This window comes from Bacteroidia bacterium (assembly GCA_023228875.1).
Taxonomy (GTDB): Bacteria; Bacteroidota; Bacteroidia; order NS11-12g; family UBA955; genus JALOAG01.
Window position 1 is genome coordinate 491,035 of the sequence record JALOAG010000001.1, and the last position, 18,312, is coordinate 509,346.

At 38.0% G+C, this 18,312-nt stretch carries 15 protein-coding genes and 1 tRNA gene; 6 read left to right on the forward strand and 10 right to left on the reverse strand.

What is annotated here, in order from left to right:
• From M0R38_02335 to M0R38_02370, 8 genes are all read right to left on the reverse strand, one after another.
• Window positions 1–651 (reverse strand): ABC transporter ATP-binding protein, encoded by a 651-nt coding sequence (locus tag M0R38_02335; GenBank protein MCK9480582.1) that lies wholly within the window; start codon window positions 649–651, stop codon window positions 1–3.
• A complete protein-coding gene (kdsA, locus tag M0R38_02340; protein MCK9480583.1) occupies window positions 648–1,463 on the reverse strand; it encodes a 3-deoxy-8-phosphooctulonate synthase in 816 nt (271 codons plus the stop codon). Before kdsA ends, M0R38_02335 begins: the two co-directional genes overlap by 4 nt.
• Before the next feature lie 83 nt (window positions 1,464–1,546).
• Window positions 1,547–3,823 (reverse strand): helix-turn-helix domain-containing protein, encoded by a 2,277-nt coding sequence (locus tag M0R38_02345; protein MCK9480584.1) that lies wholly within the window; start codon window positions 3,821–3,823, stop codon window positions 1,547–1,549.
• Between the two features lie 6 nt (window positions 3,824–3,829).
• Window positions 3,830–4,282, reverse strand: a complete 453-nt coding sequence (gene dtd / locus M0R38_02350; protein ID MCK9480585.1) for a D-aminoacyl-tRNA deacylase — start codon at window positions 4,280–4,282, stop codon at window positions 3,830–3,832.
• Window positions 4,279–5,103 carry an outer membrane beta-barrel protein gene (locus tag M0R38_02355; protein ID MCK9480586.1) on the reverse strand — a complete coding sequence of 275 codons (825 nt, stop codon included), beginning with the start codon at window positions 5,101–5,103 and terminating at the stop codon, window positions 4,279–4,281. Before M0R38_02355 ends, dtd begins: the two co-directional genes overlap by 4 nt.
• A 60-nt stretch (window positions 5,104–5,163) precedes the next feature.
• Window positions 5,164–6,093 (reverse strand): tRNA epoxyqueuosine(34) reductase QueG, encoded by a 930-nt coding sequence (gene queG, locus M0R38_02360; GenBank protein ID MCK9480587.1) that lies wholly within the window; start codon window positions 6,091–6,093, stop codon window positions 5,164–5,166.
• Window position 6,094: 1 nt separating this feature from the next.
• On the reverse strand, window positions 6,095–7,999 hold the full coding sequence (locus M0R38_02365) for an OmpA family protein (GenBank protein MCK9480588.1): 1,905 nt from the start codon (window positions 7,997–7,999) through the stop codon (window positions 6,095–6,097).
• Between the two features lie 198 nt (window positions 8,000–8,197).
• The gene (locus M0R38_02370; GenBank protein MCK9480589.1) at window positions 8,198–10,099 is read right to left on the reverse strand and encodes a putative porin; all 1,902 of its coding nucleotides are present in this window, start codon (window positions 10,097–10,099) and stop codon (window positions 8,198–8,200) included.
• Between the two features lie 272 nt (window positions 10,100–10,371).
• Here M0R38_02370 and M0R38_02375 point away from each other — a divergent pair, with 272 nt between their 5' ends.
• On the forward strand, window positions 10,372–10,848 hold the full coding sequence (locus M0R38_02375; protein ID MCK9480590.1) for a thioredoxin family protein: 477 nt from the start codon (window positions 10,372–10,374) through the stop codon (window positions 10,846–10,848).
• 92 nt (window positions 10,849–10,940) lie between these two features.
• Window positions 10,941–11,013: transfer RNA gene (locus M0R38_02380), tRNA-Thr, on the forward strand.
• Window position 11,014: 1 nt separating this feature from the next.
• Here M0R38_02380 and M0R38_02385 read toward each other — a convergent pair.
• Window positions 11,015–12,421: a TIGR00366 family protein gene (locus M0R38_02385; protein ID MCK9480591.1), complete on the reverse strand. Its 1,407-nt coding sequence runs from the start codon at window positions 12,419–12,421 to the stop codon at window positions 11,015–11,017.
• Between the two features lie 188 nt (window positions 12,422–12,609).
• Here M0R38_02385 and M0R38_02390 point away from each other — a divergent pair, with 188 nt between their 5' ends.
• The 4 genes from M0R38_02390 to M0R38_02405 all read left to right on the forward strand — a co-directional run bounded on the left by M0R38_02390 (window position 12,610) and on the right by M0R38_02405 (window position 17,154).
• Window positions 12,610–14,064: an aminotransferase class V-fold PLP-dependent enzyme gene (locus M0R38_02390; GenBank protein ID MCK9480592.1), complete on the forward strand. Its 1,455-nt coding sequence runs from the start codon at window positions 12,610–12,612 to the stop codon at window positions 14,062–14,064.
• Between the two features lie 58 nt (window positions 14,065–14,122).
• The gene (locus M0R38_02395) at window positions 14,123–15,484 is read left to right on the forward strand and encodes an NAD(P)/FAD-dependent oxidoreductase (GenBank protein ID MCK9480593.1); all 1,362 of its coding nucleotides are present in this window, start codon (window positions 14,123–14,125) and stop codon (window positions 15,482–15,484) included.
• A complete protein-coding gene (locus M0R38_02400) occupies window positions 15,477–16,130 on the forward strand; it encodes a class I SAM-dependent methyltransferase (protein ID MCK9480594.1) in 654 nt (217 codons plus the stop codon). Before M0R38_02395 ends, M0R38_02400 begins: the two co-directional genes overlap by 8 nt.
• A gap of 67 nt (window positions 16,131–16,197) precedes the next feature.
• Complete coding sequence (locus M0R38_02405) at window positions 16,198–17,154, forward strand: glycosyltransferase family 2 protein (GenBank protein MCK9480595.1); 957 nt, start codon at window positions 16,198–16,200, stop codon at window positions 17,152–17,154.
• A gap of 18 nt (window positions 17,155–17,172) precedes the next feature.
• On the opposite strand, the gene M0R38_02410 is transcribed toward M0R38_02405, so the two are convergent.
• Window positions 17,173–18,135 carry an SDR family oxidoreductase gene (locus M0R38_02410; protein ID MCK9480596.1) on the reverse strand — a complete coding sequence of 321 codons (963 nt, stop codon included), beginning with the start codon at window positions 18,133–18,135 and terminating at the stop codon, window positions 17,173–17,175.
• Between the last annotated feature and the right edge of the window lie 177 nt (window positions 18,136–18,312).

An 18,312-nucleotide genomic window follows, 5' to 3' on the forward strand; every position in this document is an offset into this window, starting at 1 on the left:
CTATATAATTAATCCGTCTTTGATAGTAAGAGTACGGTCGCTTTGACTTGCTAACTCTTTGTTGTGTGTTACAATAACGAAGGTTTGATTGAATTGTTTTCTTAAATCAAAAAACAGCTTGTGTAAATCTTCAGCATTCTTTGAGTCCAAATTGCCGCTGGGTTCATCAGCAAAAATTACTGCCGGACTATTGATTAAAGCTCTTGCTACCGCTACTCGCTGTTGCTCTCCTCCTGAGAGTTGTGATGGTTTGTGTTCAAAACGCTGTTCTAATTTTAGCAATGACAACAATTCTTTGGCTCGTTCAACCGAAGTCTTTTTATTTTCCTTAGCAATCCATGCCGGAATACATACATTTTCTAAGGCAGTGAACTCCGGCAATAGGTGGTGAAATTGAAATACGAATCCTATATTTCTATTTCTGAATTTTGAGAGTGCTTTTGAACCTAATTTGTCTATACGTTCGCCATTGATTTCTAAAAAACCTGCGTCCGGTCTGTCTAAAGTGCCTAAGATATGCAACAGTGTAGTTTTGCCCGCACCTGAATCACCAACAATTGAAATGATTTCACCTTTTGCAATGTCTAAATCAATCCCTTTGAGCACTTGCAAATTTCCAAAACTCTTTTGTATATCTTGTGCTTTAATCATGAGATGATTGATTGACGAATTCTTGTCCATTGTGTAAGTTTCTCTTCAACTTGGTGCAAAGGCAACATATTCGCTCCATCTGATAAAGCCTTGCTAGGTTCAGGATGTGTTTCCATGAAAATCCCATCAACGCCCATGGCAATAGCAGCATTGCCCATTTTGCCTATCAAATGAGGGAGTCCTCCGGTAACACCTGAGCTGGTATTGGGTTGTTGTAAAGAATGTGTTACATCCATAATAACAGGAAATCCGAACTCTTGCATTGCAGGAATACTTCTAAAATCTACTACTAAATCTGAGTAACCAAAAAAAGTACCCCGTTCAGTAAGTAGAATATTGTTGTTGCCTGAATCTTTGATTTTTTGAGCTGCATGTTGCATCGCATTTGGACCTGCAAATTGCCCTTTTTTAATATTAATGTATTTGCCTGTTTTGGCGGCTGCTACCAACAATTCTGTTTGACGGAATAAAAATGCCGGGATTTGCAAAACATCTACATATTGTGCTGCCATTTCAGCTTCAATTTCAGAATGAATATCGGTAACTACGGGTACGCCAAACTCTTTGCGCACATCTGCCAGCCATTGCAGAGCCTTTTCATCTCCTACTCCGGTAAAAGAGTCCAGACGAGTTCGATTGGCTTTCTTATATGAAGCTTTAAAGATATAAGGAATCTGGAGTTTGTCGCAAACTGTAACAAGGTGCTCTGCAACTTGCATCATAAGTTCGCGCCTCTCAGCAGCACAAGGTCCTGCAAGAAGAAAGAAATTAGTGCTGCTGGGGTGTGAAATGCCCGGAACGTTTTTAATCATGAAGCGCAAAAATAGTCATTGCACGGTGAATTATTGGATTGTGTTTGAACTTTTTGAACTGTGGTAACTATGAAAAGTGAAAACTAATCAGTGGATTTTGCTTCTTTTTGTAGGTTGAGCGAATATTTCCAATAGTTCTGCGCTATGCGAAATTCTCCAAATGTATATGATGCACCTTGCGCTTGCTTTAACTCGCCAATAGTTTTGTCAGGGTTTGATTTTATCAATGCAATTAACTCCTTCACTTTTTCTTTATCTAATAACTCAAAAGGAGATAATTCTCCGGTTAATACAAAACTCGCTAAATGACCTTCAATCGTACTCAAAGCCAATCCGCGTTCTGTTGCAATATCAGTCATTGTCTTGCCGGATTTGAACAACGTAAAGGTTAGTCTGGTGCTGTCTCCTTTTTCTGTTTTTTTTGCTTTTACCGGTGGTGAATTTGGTTCTTCGCTAATCTGTTTGATTACATTGACAATGCCGCTATAGTACTTGTCCAGCATCTGAGAAATATTTCCTTGATTCGATAATTCCGAAACAAGCGTGTGTGTGGATTTGATTAACTCCCTTTTTATTTCTACTTCTTCAGTGAGTGTTTGTATAAGCAAGCTGAATTTGCGGGTAAGTTTTTCTTTACTGATATCTGCTTTGTATTTTGCAATCGAAAATAGAATGTGTTCTTCTAATTCTTTCACAAAGTATAGAGTAGCTGATTCAACTCTGCTTGCAAGATGAAGGTAGTTGTCTTTTTTAGCTTGAGGCAGAATGTTATGTGAAAGTGTATGAATAAATTTATCCGCCACTTTTTTTATTTCGACAATGCGGGCAAACCACTTTCGTGCATTACGCTCTGTTAATACCCTGTCGGGAACCTTGGTGTCGTCAAGGTGATTGAGAAAGTCAGTAAAGGCTTCTTCTAATTTTACAAAACTAAAGTTGTCCAATACAAGATGATTCAGGTACTCCTTTTGCCATTCGGGTAATTGTTCTTCTAATTCATCTTCGGAGCTAATACCTTCCATAAATTCAACTACTTGTTCGCTGCTTCTTACACTTCTTGGTTCGATAGGGGTCTTTAATACCAATCCTTCAGGAGAGGTAAGGCGGCTCAAAGCAACATACACTTGACCTTCTGAAAAAGAACGCCCTGCATCAACCACTGCACGTTCAAAAGTCAGCCCTTGACTTTTGTGGATGGTTACTGCCCAAGCCAATTTGATGGGGTATTGTTTAAAAGAACCAAGTTTTTTTTCTTCAATTTTTCTAGTCTTATCATTGAAGTTATATCGAATATGTTCCCATTCAACTTTAGGGATTTTGAACAGCTCGGTTTCATTCTCGAATTTTACCCAAATCTCCCCGGACCGTATATGATCAATTATTGCCAGTTTCCCATTGTAGAATTTTCTGTCATTGCCACTGTCATTCTTGATAAACATGATTTGAGCACCTTTTTTGAGAATCAATACTCTCGGAGTAGGAAACATGTTTTCATTAAAATCATCTTCTATTTCTGCTTCATAGTAATGCTCTTGGGAGTTGAGTGCATTCAGTTTCTGAAGATTAATTTCTTCTGCAGTAGCATTGTGTGAACAAAGCGTAATGTAGTTTTCACCGGGTTCGGGTGTGAAGTCAGGATTGTAATGATTTTGATTTAAATCTTCCAAATCTTCATACTCAATGCGGTTTTCGCGAATGCGATTTAGCAATGAAATATATGAGCGATTACTTTGGCGATACACTTTTTCAAACTCAATTTTAACCAACTTCATTTCTTTTGCCACAAGTGAATCAAAGAAAAAAGGGCTTTTGTAAAATTCGCTCATCAAACGCCATTCATTGTCTTTGACAACTGGAGGTAACTGAAAAAGGTCGCCAATGCACACAAGTTGCACTCCGCCAAATGGAGCATCAGGTCTTCTGCGAATGTGTCTCAGCACAGTGTCCATTGCATCAAATGTATCTGCTTTGACCATCGACACTTCGTCAATAATGAGCAATTCCATCTCTTGCAAGAGTTTGCGTTTACTTGAACCCATTCGTGCATGTTGCAACAGGGAGTAACGATTGTTGATGTGGACTGCCGGATTGGGGTTGTTGTTGATTTGGTAATCGGGCAAGAATAATCCAAAAGGTAATTGGAAAAGAGAATGTATGGTAACGCCCCCTGCATTAATCGCAGCAACCCCTGTGGGGGCAGCTATCACGCTTTTCTTTAGTGAATTTTTAACAATATGATGCAGAAAGGTTGTCTTTCCGGTCCCTGCACGACCTGTTACAAAAAGATTGCAATTGGTTTGGTTGACATATTTAAAAGCCAATTCAAACAAGGAATTGGTGTTTGATAATTCTGTATCCATACTGCATTATTCTTTGTTCTTACTGTCTATCCAGATTGTTACAGGTCCATCGTTTACTAAGTGTACTTGCATGTCTGCACCAAAAACGCCTGTTTGCACTTCCAGTCCTGAAAAATCTCTTAGATTATTGACAAAAGTATGAAATAATGGTTCTGAAACAATGGGTTTGGCTGCTTTGATAAATGAGGGTCTGTTTCCCTTTTTTGTCATAGCATGAAGTGTGAATTGGCTGACGGCAAGCATACTCCCGCTTATGTCTTTTACAGATAAGTTCATTTTTCCCTCTGAGTCAGAAAAGATTCTTAATTGTGTAATTTTTGATGTTAGATACTGAATGTCATCTAAAGTGTCGTCTTCTTCAATGCCAACAAAAAGTAAAAGCCCTTGGTTAATACTACCGACATGTTTTTGTTCAACCAATACAGATGCTCTACTTACTCTCTGTATCAGTACCCTCATAGAGTTTTATCTTTTCTCTTTGTACTGACATCATAACTGATTCCTACCTCAGCACTCATGGAATACAAGTGGTGTTTTTCTATACCGTAGCTGGCAAAAAAGAATTGTTTGCGCAGGTTGGGTTGTAAGTAAATCCGCATTTTAGGATATAAATCTACATCTATTCTTGCCCCAATGATGGCAGACATGTTGACAATAAAAGGTTTTAGAGCAGTTTCTTTTTTATTCAAGGTGTAATCGCTCATGCCATAAGGCTCAAAACCTCTGAACTCTATTTTCATGTCATGCTTGATTAACCCGTCTAATGAACCTCCGAAAAACCATGAAAGTCTCACTTCTTCATTTTTCATTCTCTTTGGGGTGAAATCTTTGCCAAAGAGCAATGGAATCTCCAAAAAGTGGTAGTTGATTTTGTAATAGATTTGTCTTGTAAAGCCCTGCATGTCATCAGTTATCTTGACTTTTCCTTCCGGCATATTGTCGTGAATCACATCTAAGAAGTTCACCGGCTCTTTTACTCTGGTCAACCCTTTGTTGCTATAATAAATGCCCGTAGTTACAATCCAATCTCTACCGGTTTTAAAACGAAATTGAGCTCCAAAGTCAAGCACATTTTTTAACCGGTCTGCTTTTCTAAGAGAATCTTTTAAATCTGCGCTTGCGTTTGGCATAGAAAGAAAACCGCCATGCAATGTTGGAACGATTGATAAGCCTATGGAAGCATGTTCATATATAATATCTTTTTTCTTTTGTGCATTTACTTGGGTTGAAAGACTGAGAATGAAAAATATAGGGAATAGGATTTTAAGAAATGATTTCATGAATATCTGAAAAATTGAGTGTTCAAAAGTCTGAAAAAATACCTACTAAACAAAGGAGAGTTATTCTGAGTGTTTCACAAGTTTAATACTTGAGAACAGTTTTGAGTATCCGGCACGTTTTACCGCTGATTTTCTGAATATTTCTTTGTAAATATCTTCGGTTAATTCTAACCAATCCTGCTTTGAAAGATGGAATAATTGTTCGTGTGGATTGAATTCAGGTTCATTGTGTTTACTTGAAAATCTATTCCAGGGACACACTTCTTGGCAAACGTCACAGCCAAAAACCCAATCTTCCATTTTGGTTCTAAACTCAGTGGGAATTTCTTCTTTAAGCTCTATGGTCAAATAAGAAATACATCGTTGGGCATTCAAAGTTTTGTCCGGCAATATTGCTTCCGTTGGACAAGCATCAATGCAAGCGGTGCATGTTCCACAATAATCTTTGGTATAGGGGATATCATACTCCAAATCCAAATCACAAATAATTTCAGCCAACAGAAAAAAAGAGCCATGTTGTTTATTGATTAAAATGGTGTTTTTTCCAACCCATCCTAAACCTGCACGTCCTGCCCAAGAGGATTCTAAAATCGGTGCAGAGTCAGTAAATACTCTAAATACAAAATCCCCAAGTTCCTTTTGCATTTTCTTTGTGATTTCTGCCATTTTGTTTTTAATAACATAATGATAGTCTTTGCCATAAGCATATCTGGCAATCTTCACTCCGTCTTCTGGGAGTGCATTTTCCGGAAAATAATTATATGCTAAACAAATTACAGACTTGGCTCCGGGAACTAATTTTCTTGGGTCAATGCGCATATCAAAATAGTTCTCAATCCAGCTCATTTTACCATGATATCCCTTGTTGAGCCATTTTTCAAGGGTAACAGCTTCAGTGTCTAATTGTTCTGCTTTAACTATGCCGCACAGCATAAACCCGGCTTCTGTAGCCCATTGTTTTATAAGTTGGGATGCTTTGTCAGCTTGCATGTTAGTTGTTAGAGATAATTTTTATCTCTGTTCTTCGATTTTGAGCACGTCCTGCTTCTGTTTCATTTGACATCATTGGGACTTCGTCTGCATATCCCATTGCGGTAAGTCTGTTGCGCCTTATCCCCATTTCTACTAAGTATTCCAACACAGCTTTGGCGCGATTTTCAGACAATTTCTTATTGTGCTCCTTGTTGCCGGTGTTGTCGGTGTGTCCTCCAATTTCAATGATCATATCGGGGAAACGATTCATTAATTCAAAAAGTTTTTGTAATTCTGCCTTTGATTCCGGTTTGAGAATAAACTTATCAGTGTCAAAGAATATGTTGTGTAACACTATAGTGCTACCTTTTTCGGGTTTGACAAGTGGTGCTTCCACCAAGAACGGTTTGTCTATTGTGCCTTCGGTCAGTCTGAAATTGTCTGAATAAAATAGATAGTCTTTTCTGTCAATGTTAAACATGTAATCTTGATTCTTGGACAGCACAATCAAGAATTCTCCTGCAATTGAATCCGTAGTTACTGTCTTGATTGAGTTGCCGGTTTTTAAATCAATGAGTTCAACTGTTGCAGCTAGCGGTTTGCGTGTAATCTTGTCATACACCTTTCCTTTAACATAGCTGACAGGTTCGGGTTTTTTGTCTTTTGGTAATTTAAATCGATAAAGGTCTCTTCCTCCATAACCTCCTTTTCTATCCGAGCTGACATATGCGTATTCACCCATCCTATCTACAATCATTCCAAACTCTTCTCCTGATGTGTTAATTGGATAACCCATGTTCTCCGGTTTAGACCATTTTTTACCGTCAAAGCGGGAAATATACAAGTCAGGACCGCCCATTGTTTCATCTCTTCCGTTTGATGAAAAATAAAGGGTTTTACCATCAGGGTGAATAAAGGGTGCTTGGTCATCACCATCTGTATTGATTTCAGGACCTAAATTTACGGGATTACCAAAATTTGACCCTTTCCATTCTGCCTTCCAAATATCAATTCCTCCGTATCCTCCTTCGCGATTGCTTGCAAAATATATTGTCATGCCATCAGGAGAAATACAAGGCTGGGATTCCCAAGCACCGGAATTTAATGGCGGGCGGACAATTCTGGGTTTGCTAAAAGTTCCGTCCGGATTCATAATGGATAAATAGATGTCGCAACCGCCATATCCGTCAGGTCTGTTACAAGCAGTATAAAATATATATTTACCATCGGCTGTAATTGACACATTGCCTTCGTTATTGGGTGTGTTAACATCTCCGGGTAAAGGGAACGCTTTGCCCCATTCTTCACCGGATTTCCTGCTCATATAGATATCTTCTCCATAACTATCTTGACGGGTAAAGATAAATACCGATTCGTCAATAGTGAAGCCGGGCCAATATTCAAGATGCTTTGAGTTGATATTGCTACCCAAATTTTCAAATGTAATATCCAAAGGATGATCCTTTGCATTGATGGCAAATGTGATTGATTTACTCATCTTGTCTGCCTGTTTCACATTGTCAGGGCGTAGGTCTTTCCCTTTATAAAAAGTATCCAAGCTTAGTTTTGCCTCCTTGTATTGCATCATCATATATTGAGATTGTGCAAGGAATAAATATCCATTTGCGTAGTCAGGATGAAATTGCGTGAGTTGCTTTAAATATGGAATGGCACTCTCATGGTCATTGAGTTCTTGATAAATTGCGCTAACCATATTCAGCAAGCTTTTGCTTTCAGGTTCTTTTTTTAACCCTGCTTTAAATTGTTCCAATGCCTTGTTATATTCACCCATTTGATAATAGCGCAAGCCTTGTGATTCGTGCTTGCTCGGCATGTTGTCATCTCCGCCTCTTTTTTGTGCACTGCAATCAGTGAAGGCTAAAAACAAGAGTAGTAATAATGGAATTCTTAAATATTGGCGCATGTTTTTTTATGGTTTAACCGTTCAAAAGTATATATTTTTCAATTAAGGACAAGAGCCATGCCATTTGTTACTCTTGCATTTATGGTAGGACGAAGTGTTGGTTTGAGTTAGATTTCAGTTCTTGAGAATTGAATGAAAACTTTGCCCCTGTATTGATAGCATGTTTTTCATTGCTAAACCCCAAAGTTTGCAAGTATATTATTGGTAAAATTTCCATTGAAGTCCAAACGCAACTCTACGTGGAGGAAGTGAATAGCCGGGGGTAGAGTAATACAAATCTGGAAACGAGCCATCCATTAATTCATAGTTTGCATGTTCAAGTTTGACAAACAGTCGGAATGTTTTTACTTCGGCTCCTACAAATGCATCAAGCAAGGGGTAGTTTCCTTGAATTCGTCTTGCTTGCAGATAAAACAAGCGTGTTGTTGGGTCATAAGCTTTTGCATAAAATTGACTATACCAACGGACATCTATTCCTACTTGCAGTTTGAGTGCTTTTTTAAATAAAGATTGCTGATAGAATATGCTGTTATAGGTAGAAATTGCAGGCGTTGGGAGGATTTCTCCGGTAGTTAAATTGCTCGGCTGCTGCACGATTGTATTTGTGGTAAAATGAAAGCCACCGAATTTGAATTTGAATGTAAACCAAAGTTCGGTTTGGTTTGTGATTCCATTGTATTGTTCAGGGGTCGCGCCATAACCTAAAAATACAGTGTTTGCAATGCTTGTGTTTGCTATTTTTATTCTCCAATCAACGATTTTTAAGTTGCCTGACATTCCTCCCTCAAAATACATCACTTGCTCTTTTACAAAATCCTTGCTCCATTTCACGTGATTTCCTTCATAATGTTGATAGAGGTAGCCAGGGGTGCGATTCTGCATCGTGATTTTTGCAGCGATATTTTCCATAGGCAATCTCTTTTTCTTTAGCCTGTGTTGAGGTCCTAAGAATGAATATTGAAGCGTACCGTTGAGCTGAATATCTCCTGCATTATAGCCTATGAAATAGCTCCTGCTTTCTGCTTGCAGAATGAGCTGTTTGAATATGTTCCATCTAAAATTTGCTTCAGCATACAGGTTGTTGCCAGGACGGAATTTACCAACATTCAAATAATGAACTTTTAATATCTCAATACCTGCTCCAGCATAAAAGTGAAACTTGCTTGTGTCTGTTAGATAATTAGTGATTCCTATGCTATGAGTTTGTTGAACAAATGCTGATGAGTCATGTGTTTGTAAAGAATCATGGTAAATAGCAGCAAATTGCGTCAGGTCTTCACCTTGAGATTCAAATACATTCATTGTTTTTCCAAAAACTGATTGATGTTTGATGCCAAGTGTAGGCTTAAAATATCGGGTAGTATCTGATGTCTTGATATATAAACCTGATAACCAATACACTTGTTCAAAAAAATATTCTCTGTTTCCAAATAAGTTGGACGAATTGTTAAGTCGGACTTGCGCACTCTTATTCACTCCTTTCAATGAGTCGAAATTAGCTTCATCTGCCCAGCCGCCATTTTCTTGCATCCTCATTCGATTATAACTCACACCCAATTGCGCATAATACCGATTGCTCAAATCCATGTACCTACTGGAAAAGCCAAACTGCCTTAGTGAGTTTTTTTGATTGGGATAAAATCCCATATTGTTGATGGTTTGAAATCGAAGTGCAATATTCCAACCTGGCGTAATATTTTGCGAGTGTAAGCCTTGCAGGTGGATATATTCTTTTTTTGTTTGTACGTATTGTAATCTGGTAAACGGGACAAAGCTCCTAAGGTATGGTGTGTTGTTATAATTGTAGAGATAACCATCATATAAGTTCCAACCGGACAAAAATCCCGGTTGTTTTACAAGATTCACGATATAAGGTTGATAAGGCAAGCCTATATCTCCTAAGGATTGCACATTGAAATATTGCTGAAAAAGGGGGCTGTAATTCTGCATTCCTTTAAAATCCCATAGCAGGCTGTCATATTCGAGTCCTGCTCCTTCTACTCCCTGATAAGTTGCATAAAAAGGATCAATTTTTACAATCTCTTTTTTTGATTTTTTCTTGTTTTTAGTGGTGTCTTGATTTGATACGCCAATGTTCACCTGTCCTAATGCTGTAAAGGAAAGCAAACAAAATAATATGAGCAAAAAGTGATGTATGGTTTGATGCTTTCTCACAGAGCGCGAAAGTAATGATTGATTTGTGAATGATTAGCCCTAAATTATATTGTTTCTTTTCTTATTGGTTGATTATTTTTTACAAAATGCTACCACTAAATTTTTGTCGAGTAAAATTGGTAATAAGAAAAAAATATAAATAAAAAAGTATTTTGATACTTTTAAATCTATACCTTTGTCCCCACAAAATCAAAGAAATGATGAGGACTTTTGGATATATTTTTGCGACAGCAGCTTTGATTGGATTGGCATTTGTAACTGTTCCCAACATTAGTTCTACTAATAGAACGAACAAAGAAAATGATACACACCTTCAGGGTGCGCACGGAGTACAATTTCAAAAAATCACATTTGCACAAGCATTACAGAAGTCTAAAACAGAGAATAAACTCATTTTTATGAATGTGTATGCAGTTTGGTGTGGACCGTGTAAATTATTAAAAGATAGGACATTTCAATCTGATAAAGTTGCTAATCTACTGAATAGCAATTTTATCAATATAGATGTGGATGCAGAGAAAGGAGAAGGGATAGAACTTGCACAGCGATATAATGTAGAAGCTCATCCTTTAATGTTGCTAATCAATTCAGAGGGAAAAGTAGTGAAAAGTATCTTGGGATACCGAAAAGACAACCAGTTGGTTGATGAAGTAAAAGACTTTGTTAGGAAATAGTTTGTTTTTCATATTAGTTAAGTTGAATTAGGGGCTTTTTATAAGTCCCTTTTTCATTTTAAAATACCCCGTATTTTTGCAACCCTCATTCAGCCATCATAGCTCAGTTGGTAGAGCAGCTATCTCGTAAGTAGCAGGTCATCGGTTCGAGTCCGATTGGTGGCTCTTACACAAGCAACCCAACACTAAAAATGATGAATCCAACTAACATTACAATTACACTGTAGGGTAATACTTGTTGGGGTTTGAGTTTTGTAATGCCCAATAGAGGCAATGCCCAAAATGGTTGAAGCATGTTAGTCCATTGGTCGCCATAAGCCATAGCCAGTATTGTTTTTGACAAATCGGACCCTAATAATTGAGTGGTTTCTATAATAATGGGACCTTGTACTGCCCATTGTCCTCCACCACTTGGAACAAAAATATTAATCAAACCCGCACTGATAAAGGTGAAGAAGGGTAAGGTAGGCGCATTGGCTATTTGAGTAATTGCATTGGAAAGCACCGTAATCAGTCCGCTGCTTTGCATGATGGCAAGAATCCCAAAATAAAATGGAAATTGTATAAGGATACCTGAAACGTCCTCAATGGCAATTTGTAGTGCTTTGGAAAATTTGTCAATAGTCTTATGTAAGGTTAAAGACAATCCTAAGAATATGAAATTGATGAAATTTAGCTGTATAAATCCAAGCGTACTTTCTCCTTGATAAGTCAGAATTTGATATCCTCCATATATCAATAGACTAATCCCTAATCCCATACCAAAGGCTTTACTGAAGTCAAGACGTTCTGCACCTTCAGCCGGTATTTTTGAATCGTGTAATGTATGTGCAAATTCTTCCGAAAATGTTGGGACACTTGTGCTCGTAGATTTTTTTGCAATGAAATAAAGGACTGTTGGAATTAGAATCAAACAGGAGATTGCAACCGAAATGTTTAATGGCGAACCAATCGTTTCATTAAAAGGAATTGACTCAGGATAAATGCCGGTCAATTGGGCTTTTTTCATCATTTCAGGAATATAACCCAATTCCATTGATTTGGTAGTAGCACTGCCGGACAATCCTCCATGCCAAACCATCATTGTGGAATACGCTGCTGCACCTACTAAACCATAGTTGAGTGCCTTGTTTTCTTTAGCAAATTTCTCTCCAACCTTTCGTGCAATTATTGCCCCAAATATTAATCCCAAACCCCAGTTGATGAGTCCTAATGAAATAGCACCAATGGACACAATAACCACGCTTGACGCAGTGGACGTGCAGTATTGAAGCAGAAGTTTTATTAATTTGTCAACTGCAGGTGTTAAAGCAAGGATGTGACCTAAGACCAAAATCAACATCATCTGGAATGCGAAATACAAACCACCTGTGGAACTATCCCATAAGCCGTTTTCCCATGAACTCACTAACTGAACAAAATATGAACTATGTGAAATGTGAGCAGGCTTGGTAAGGAGTTGTGCAATAATCAGGGTGATAAGTGTCAATACAATTGCGATTGTAAAAGGGCTGGGAAGTATTTTTTTAAATACTGCAATGAGTTTGTCTGTTTGCTGTTTTTCTTGTTTCATTTTTGATTGCAGAGCAAATGTAGTATTAAATTTATGGTAGCAACATGATGAAAGTTGTCTTTAGCAATTGTTTTATGTAGTGAAAAATTTTTGACAATGCAACCCTTTGGAGTCGGTTGTTACAAGGAGTTTTGGATTTGTTCTGTAAGGCTTCAATCTGAAAATATATCAAAGGTCATGTTTGTAAGATGGATTTTGATAAAGCCGTATTTTCAATTCTAAATTTTCAAGATGGAATATTAAATTTGCGAAAATTTTCTGCCTTGGGACTAAAACTTACCATAGATACATCTGCTAATACACTTATGTATGATGATTTTTTTGAGAATCTGAGAAACAAAGAATACAGCAGGCTGGATAAACATCAACACATCTATTTGGATTATACCGGAGGCGGAATGTATGCTGAATCACAGATTGAAGCGCACTTTGCATTGCTCAAAGAAAAGATTTTAGGCAATCCTCATTCTACCAATCCTACTTCTCAACTCTCGACCACATTAGTGGCGGAGGCGCGACAAAAAGTGTTGGACTTCTTTAATGCCAAGGATTATTACTGTGTTTTTACTCAAAATGCATCAAATGCTCTAAAAATTATTGGCGAATGTTATCCGTTTAATTCGCGCTCGCATTTTATGTTACTTACGGACAACCATAATTCAGTGAATGGAATCCGCGAGTTTTGTATGTCAAAGGGTGGCAAAGTTACTTACGCACCTATCTTTTTTGATAACTTGAGAATAGATGATGATTTTGTCCAAAAGGAGTTATCAAAAGAAAATATTTTTGAGCATAAATTGTTTGCCTTTCCTGCGCAATCGAATGTGTCCGGTATTAAGCATGATTTAAAATGGATAAAAATTGCTCAAGATCAAGGCTGGGATGTTTTATTGGATGCTGCTGCTTTTGTGCCTTCTAACCGATTGGACTTGTCTGCTGTTCGCCCTGATTTTGTTTGTGTTTCATTCTATAAGATCTTTGGTTATCCAACTGGTTTAGGCTGTTTGTTAATCAAAAAAGACAAGTTTGAAACTTTGCATAAACCTTGGTTTGCCGGAGGAACTGTCAGCTTTGTTTCAGTCAATGCTTTGCACTATTCTTTAATGGATAATCACGAACGATTTGAAGACGGTACGCTGAATTACCTTGATATCCCTGCAATCAAAACCGGACTTGAATATATTGAAAAGATAGGAATCGAAAAAATTAATAACAGAATAGTGTCAATGCGCACTTATCTTTGTGAAGAGTTGAAAAAACTCAAGCACAATACAGGACAATCGCTGATTCATGTTTCAGGACCCGAGGATAACAATAATATTGGCGGGACTATGATTATGAATTTCTATTATCCCAATGGTGAGCGCTATGATTTTGAATTGATTGAAGAATTGGCTAACAAAAATAATATTTCATTGCGTTCAGGATGTTTCTGCAATCCCGGTCTTGATGAAACCAATAGCTGTTTGACAGAAGAAGAACTATCGAAATATTATACAGGCAGCAAAAGTTATAGCTATAAAGACATGGAAAAATTCTTCGGACGTATGAGAGGTGCCACTCGTATTTCTTTTGGAATAGCTACTGTTAAAAGGGATTTGGATGCTTTTATTCGGTTTGCTTCAAGCTTATTAGATAAGTAAGAACTCACATGTAAACAATTTGTAGCAGGAATAGAATAAGCCTATTTTTGCACACGAAATGACAGGGCAAGCGGATTTAACAATTATTGGAGGCGGAATTACCGGACTTGCAAGTGCTTATATTGCAGCTAAACAAGGTCTAAAAGTGAGGGTGCTTGAGGCAAGCAAGAACTTTGGAGGGTTGCTCAACACATTTGAAATAGGGGGTAATAGATTAGAGTATTTTTATCATCATTTTTTTACACATGATGCAGAGATTCATTGGCTTGTTAAGGAATTAGGGATTGAAGATAAGCTGATATACAAAAAGACTACAATGGGTACTTTTCGCAATCATCGCTTGTATCCTTTCAATGGAGTGATGGATTTGTTGAGATTTAGTCCCATCAGTTTTATTGGTAAAATTCGTTGGGGTGTTACCAGCCTATTTCTGGGGAAATTAGCAAATTGGCGGAATTACGAAAGAGTAACTGCCTTGGAATGGTTTTATACAAATGCCGGAGCATCAGCCACAGATAGTTTGTGGAAGCCTATGTTGGACATTAAGTTTGGTCCGTATGCAGATAAAATTCCTTTGTCTTGGATGATTGGGAGGCTTCGCCAGCGGCTTAATTCTCGTAAGTCCGGTGATGAAAGACTGGGTTATTTGCAAGGCGGGTTGGATACCTTATTACAGGCACTTCTGAGCAAATTAAAGGAGTTGAATGTGGAGTTAATCAACGAAGCTCCGGTTACTGCCATACACTTTGACAGCGATAATTGTATCCAATCGGTTGAAACTCCAAAAGGAGTTTGGGAACAAGGTAAATTCTTGTTTACAATTCCTGGACCCATGATTGCACGTATGTTGCCTGAGTTTACTCAAACTCAAGAAAAATTAGAATCTATCAAGTATTTTGGAGCAGTATGTGTGATTCTCGAAACCAAACATAAACTCAGCGATACATATTGGATTAATGTAGCGGATGAAGGATATGATTTTGGAGGTATTATTGAACATACAAATTTTATAGGACCAGAGCATTATCAAGGTAAGCACATCACATATTTGTCGCGGTATTTCGATGTAAATGACAAACTTTTTCAAGCCACTGACAAACAAATCAGCGACAAAATGATTCCCCAACTAAAAAACATTTTTCCTGATTTTGATTTAGCTGATATTGAGAATGTTCATGTTTTCAGAACTTCTTATGCAGCCACTGTTTGTGATTTGAATTTTTCAGCCCGAGTTTCAAACTGCAAAACGGAATTTGGAAATATGTATGTTGCAAATATGTCGCATATATATCCCGATGAACGCAGTGTGAATAATAGTATTCGTGTTGCAGCAGAAGCTTGCAAAATCATGGGAATGAATAAAGTAAATGTGCCGATAGGTGCTTCTCTTTCAGCTCAAATAGGATTTTCTAATGACTGATGACGAACTCAAAGAGTTAGCTGCTCAACTTAAACAACCTTACGGACCAAAGGGTGTAGAAACAGGGGTTATGCTGCATGAGTCCAATCTAAATATGACGCTTAATGCTATCCGTGCTCTTCGCTTAAACAGCCATGATGCTGTTTTTGAATTAGGTCATGGCAATTGCAGTCATCTTGAAGAGCTGTTTTCTTTTGCAGATAATTTGTCTTATCAAGGGTTGGAAATTTCAGATGTGATGATAGCAGAGGCTATACGAATTAATCAAGCATTTGTGGAGCATAAGAAAGCGAACTTTTGTTTGTATGATGGTTGCCACTTTCCTTTTCCCAATGCCTCTTTTGATAAGGGTTTCAGTGTAAATACGCTTTATTTTTGGGAATCTCCACTCAATATGTTGCGTGAAATTGATAGGGTGCTCAAACCGAGAGGTTGTTTTGCAATCACTTTTGGAGATAAAAGCTATTTAGAAAAACAACCCTTTACACGTTATGGATTTGACTTGTATGGCATTGAGGATGTCGAGGAACTTGTCAAGCAAACACAATTTAGGGTGCAACATATAGAACAACAATCCGAAATGATTCAAAGCAAAGCGGGAAACCGAGTGCAAAGAATCTATAATACCATTGTGATTGGGAAATAAAGTAAATTTGGCTTTCTGTTTCTCATTCGTTATTAATCAACAATTTTGTTTTTAATTCGCACTTTCAATGATTTCCATTGTAATACCGATTTTTAATGAAGAAGAGATTCTTCAACAACTCTATGACCGACTTGTCTCAGCTGCGCCATTATGGAAAGAAGACTATGAAGTGATTCTTGTAGATGATGGTTCTTCTGATAATTCATTGGCTATCATGCGCGGTTTTGTAGAGAAAAACCCTTGTTTTAAGGTGGTAAAACTCAGTCGAAATTTTGGACACCAACCGGCAATCTCTGCCGGAATAAAGAGGGCGCAAGGGGATGCAGTGATTATCATGGACGGGGATTTGCAAGACCCACCGGAGGAGCTGCCCCGTTTTTTGGAAAAATGGCGTGAAGGATATCATGTTGTTTATGCTGTAAGAACCAAACGCAAAGAGGGCTTGTTCAAACGTGTTGCTTATAAAGTTTTTTATAGGGTCTTGGCAAGAGTCAGCGATATTGATATTCCAATAGATTCAGGTGATTTTTGTGTGATGGACAGAAAGGTAGTCAATGTGCTGAATGTCGAAATGCCGGAGAATATCCGCTTTGTTAGAGGTCTGAGAGCCTATGCAGGATTTAAACAAATTGGAGTTGCCTATGAACGCGCAGAACGTGCCGGAGGAGAAGTGAAATATACTTTCAGGAAACTTGTTAAACTTGCTGTTGACGGAATCTTTGACTTCTCTACTTTTCCGTTGCGATTGGCAACTTATTTTGGACTCTTTTTATCAATCCCATCATTTATTCTGGGCATATTCTTTATCATACACAGATTGTTGAATTTTAAAGTCTTTGGTTATTCACCACAAGACACGCCCGGTATGGCAACACTGGCTGTTGCAATGTTCTTTCTTGGTGGAGTGTTACTGGTAATTTTGGGTGTGATTGGCGAATATCTCGGAAGAATCTATATTGAGGTTAAGAAACGTCCTTTTTACCTTATAGAAGAAGAGATTGTTAACCAAAACAAGTCGAACTAATTGCGGTAGCTTGCAACTCTAAATGTTACGCTCCAATTGTTGTTTTACTATAGCCAAGCCTTCAACAAAACTGTGAGGCTCATAGCCTAATTCCTTCCTGGATTTACTCAAGTTGAAGCCCGTCTTAGGTGGGCGTTTTGCCGCTTGATTCAAGGTTGTACTACTCACCTCGTTAATGAGGCTGATGTCTAAATTCCAAAATTGTCCAACCGTCCTGACTAAGTCATCTATACGTAATAAGTCCTTGCCTGAAATGTTGTAAATACCTTGTGCTTCATGTTTTTCTGTTAAGTAACAGCCCATTGCTAAATCCTCTGCAAGGGTTGGTGTACGCCATTGGTCATTGACTACTTTAATAGGTGCACCTTTTTCTAATGCACCTTTTGCCCATAATACTATATTGCTTCTGCTCATGTCGCTCACTACGCCATAGACCAATACAGTTCTAAGGATTGCATAATGCTGGGCATGTTGCTGTACTTTTTTCTCCCCTTCCCATTTGCTGTTTCCATAAAAACTCAACGGGTTTGGTAAGTCATCTTCTGTATAGTTGCCTATCGTGCCGTCAAAAATAAAATCGGTTGAAATATGAATGAAGTGAATGTTGAGTGTCGCACAAAGCTTTGCCATGTTTTCTACTGCAGTAACATTGAACAAGGTGCAGTTTTTGGTGTCTGATTCACAGTCATCTACTTGGGTCATGGCGGCTGCATTGATTAATACGTCAGGTTGGATGAGTTCCAAAATCTCTTTTGTCTTTGCAAAATCCGAAATGTCTAATTCTATGTAGTCATATCCGTGCTTTTCGGGATGCCTGTTTGCGCCTCTACCGCTGGCAAAAAGTTTCCTGTCAGGTAGTGTTCTATACAAGTCGGTGAGTTTTTGTCCTAACAAACCATTGCTGCCTGTTACCAATATTTTTTTCATGTTGTGATTTGCGGTTACAAATGTATTGATTTTACTAGGTGCTAATACCATCATTTGACCCTAATGCTGCAACAAAACAGATATGCTCTTTGAGAAATGGAAGTTTCATCATTCAATTAAATGATAATTTCATCTACTTTTGCCCCAACGAAAAAGTTTTGGGGTGCTCTCTTAATTGAGAACTGAGATTATACCCGCATCACCTGGATCATGGTCATTCATGCGGCAGGG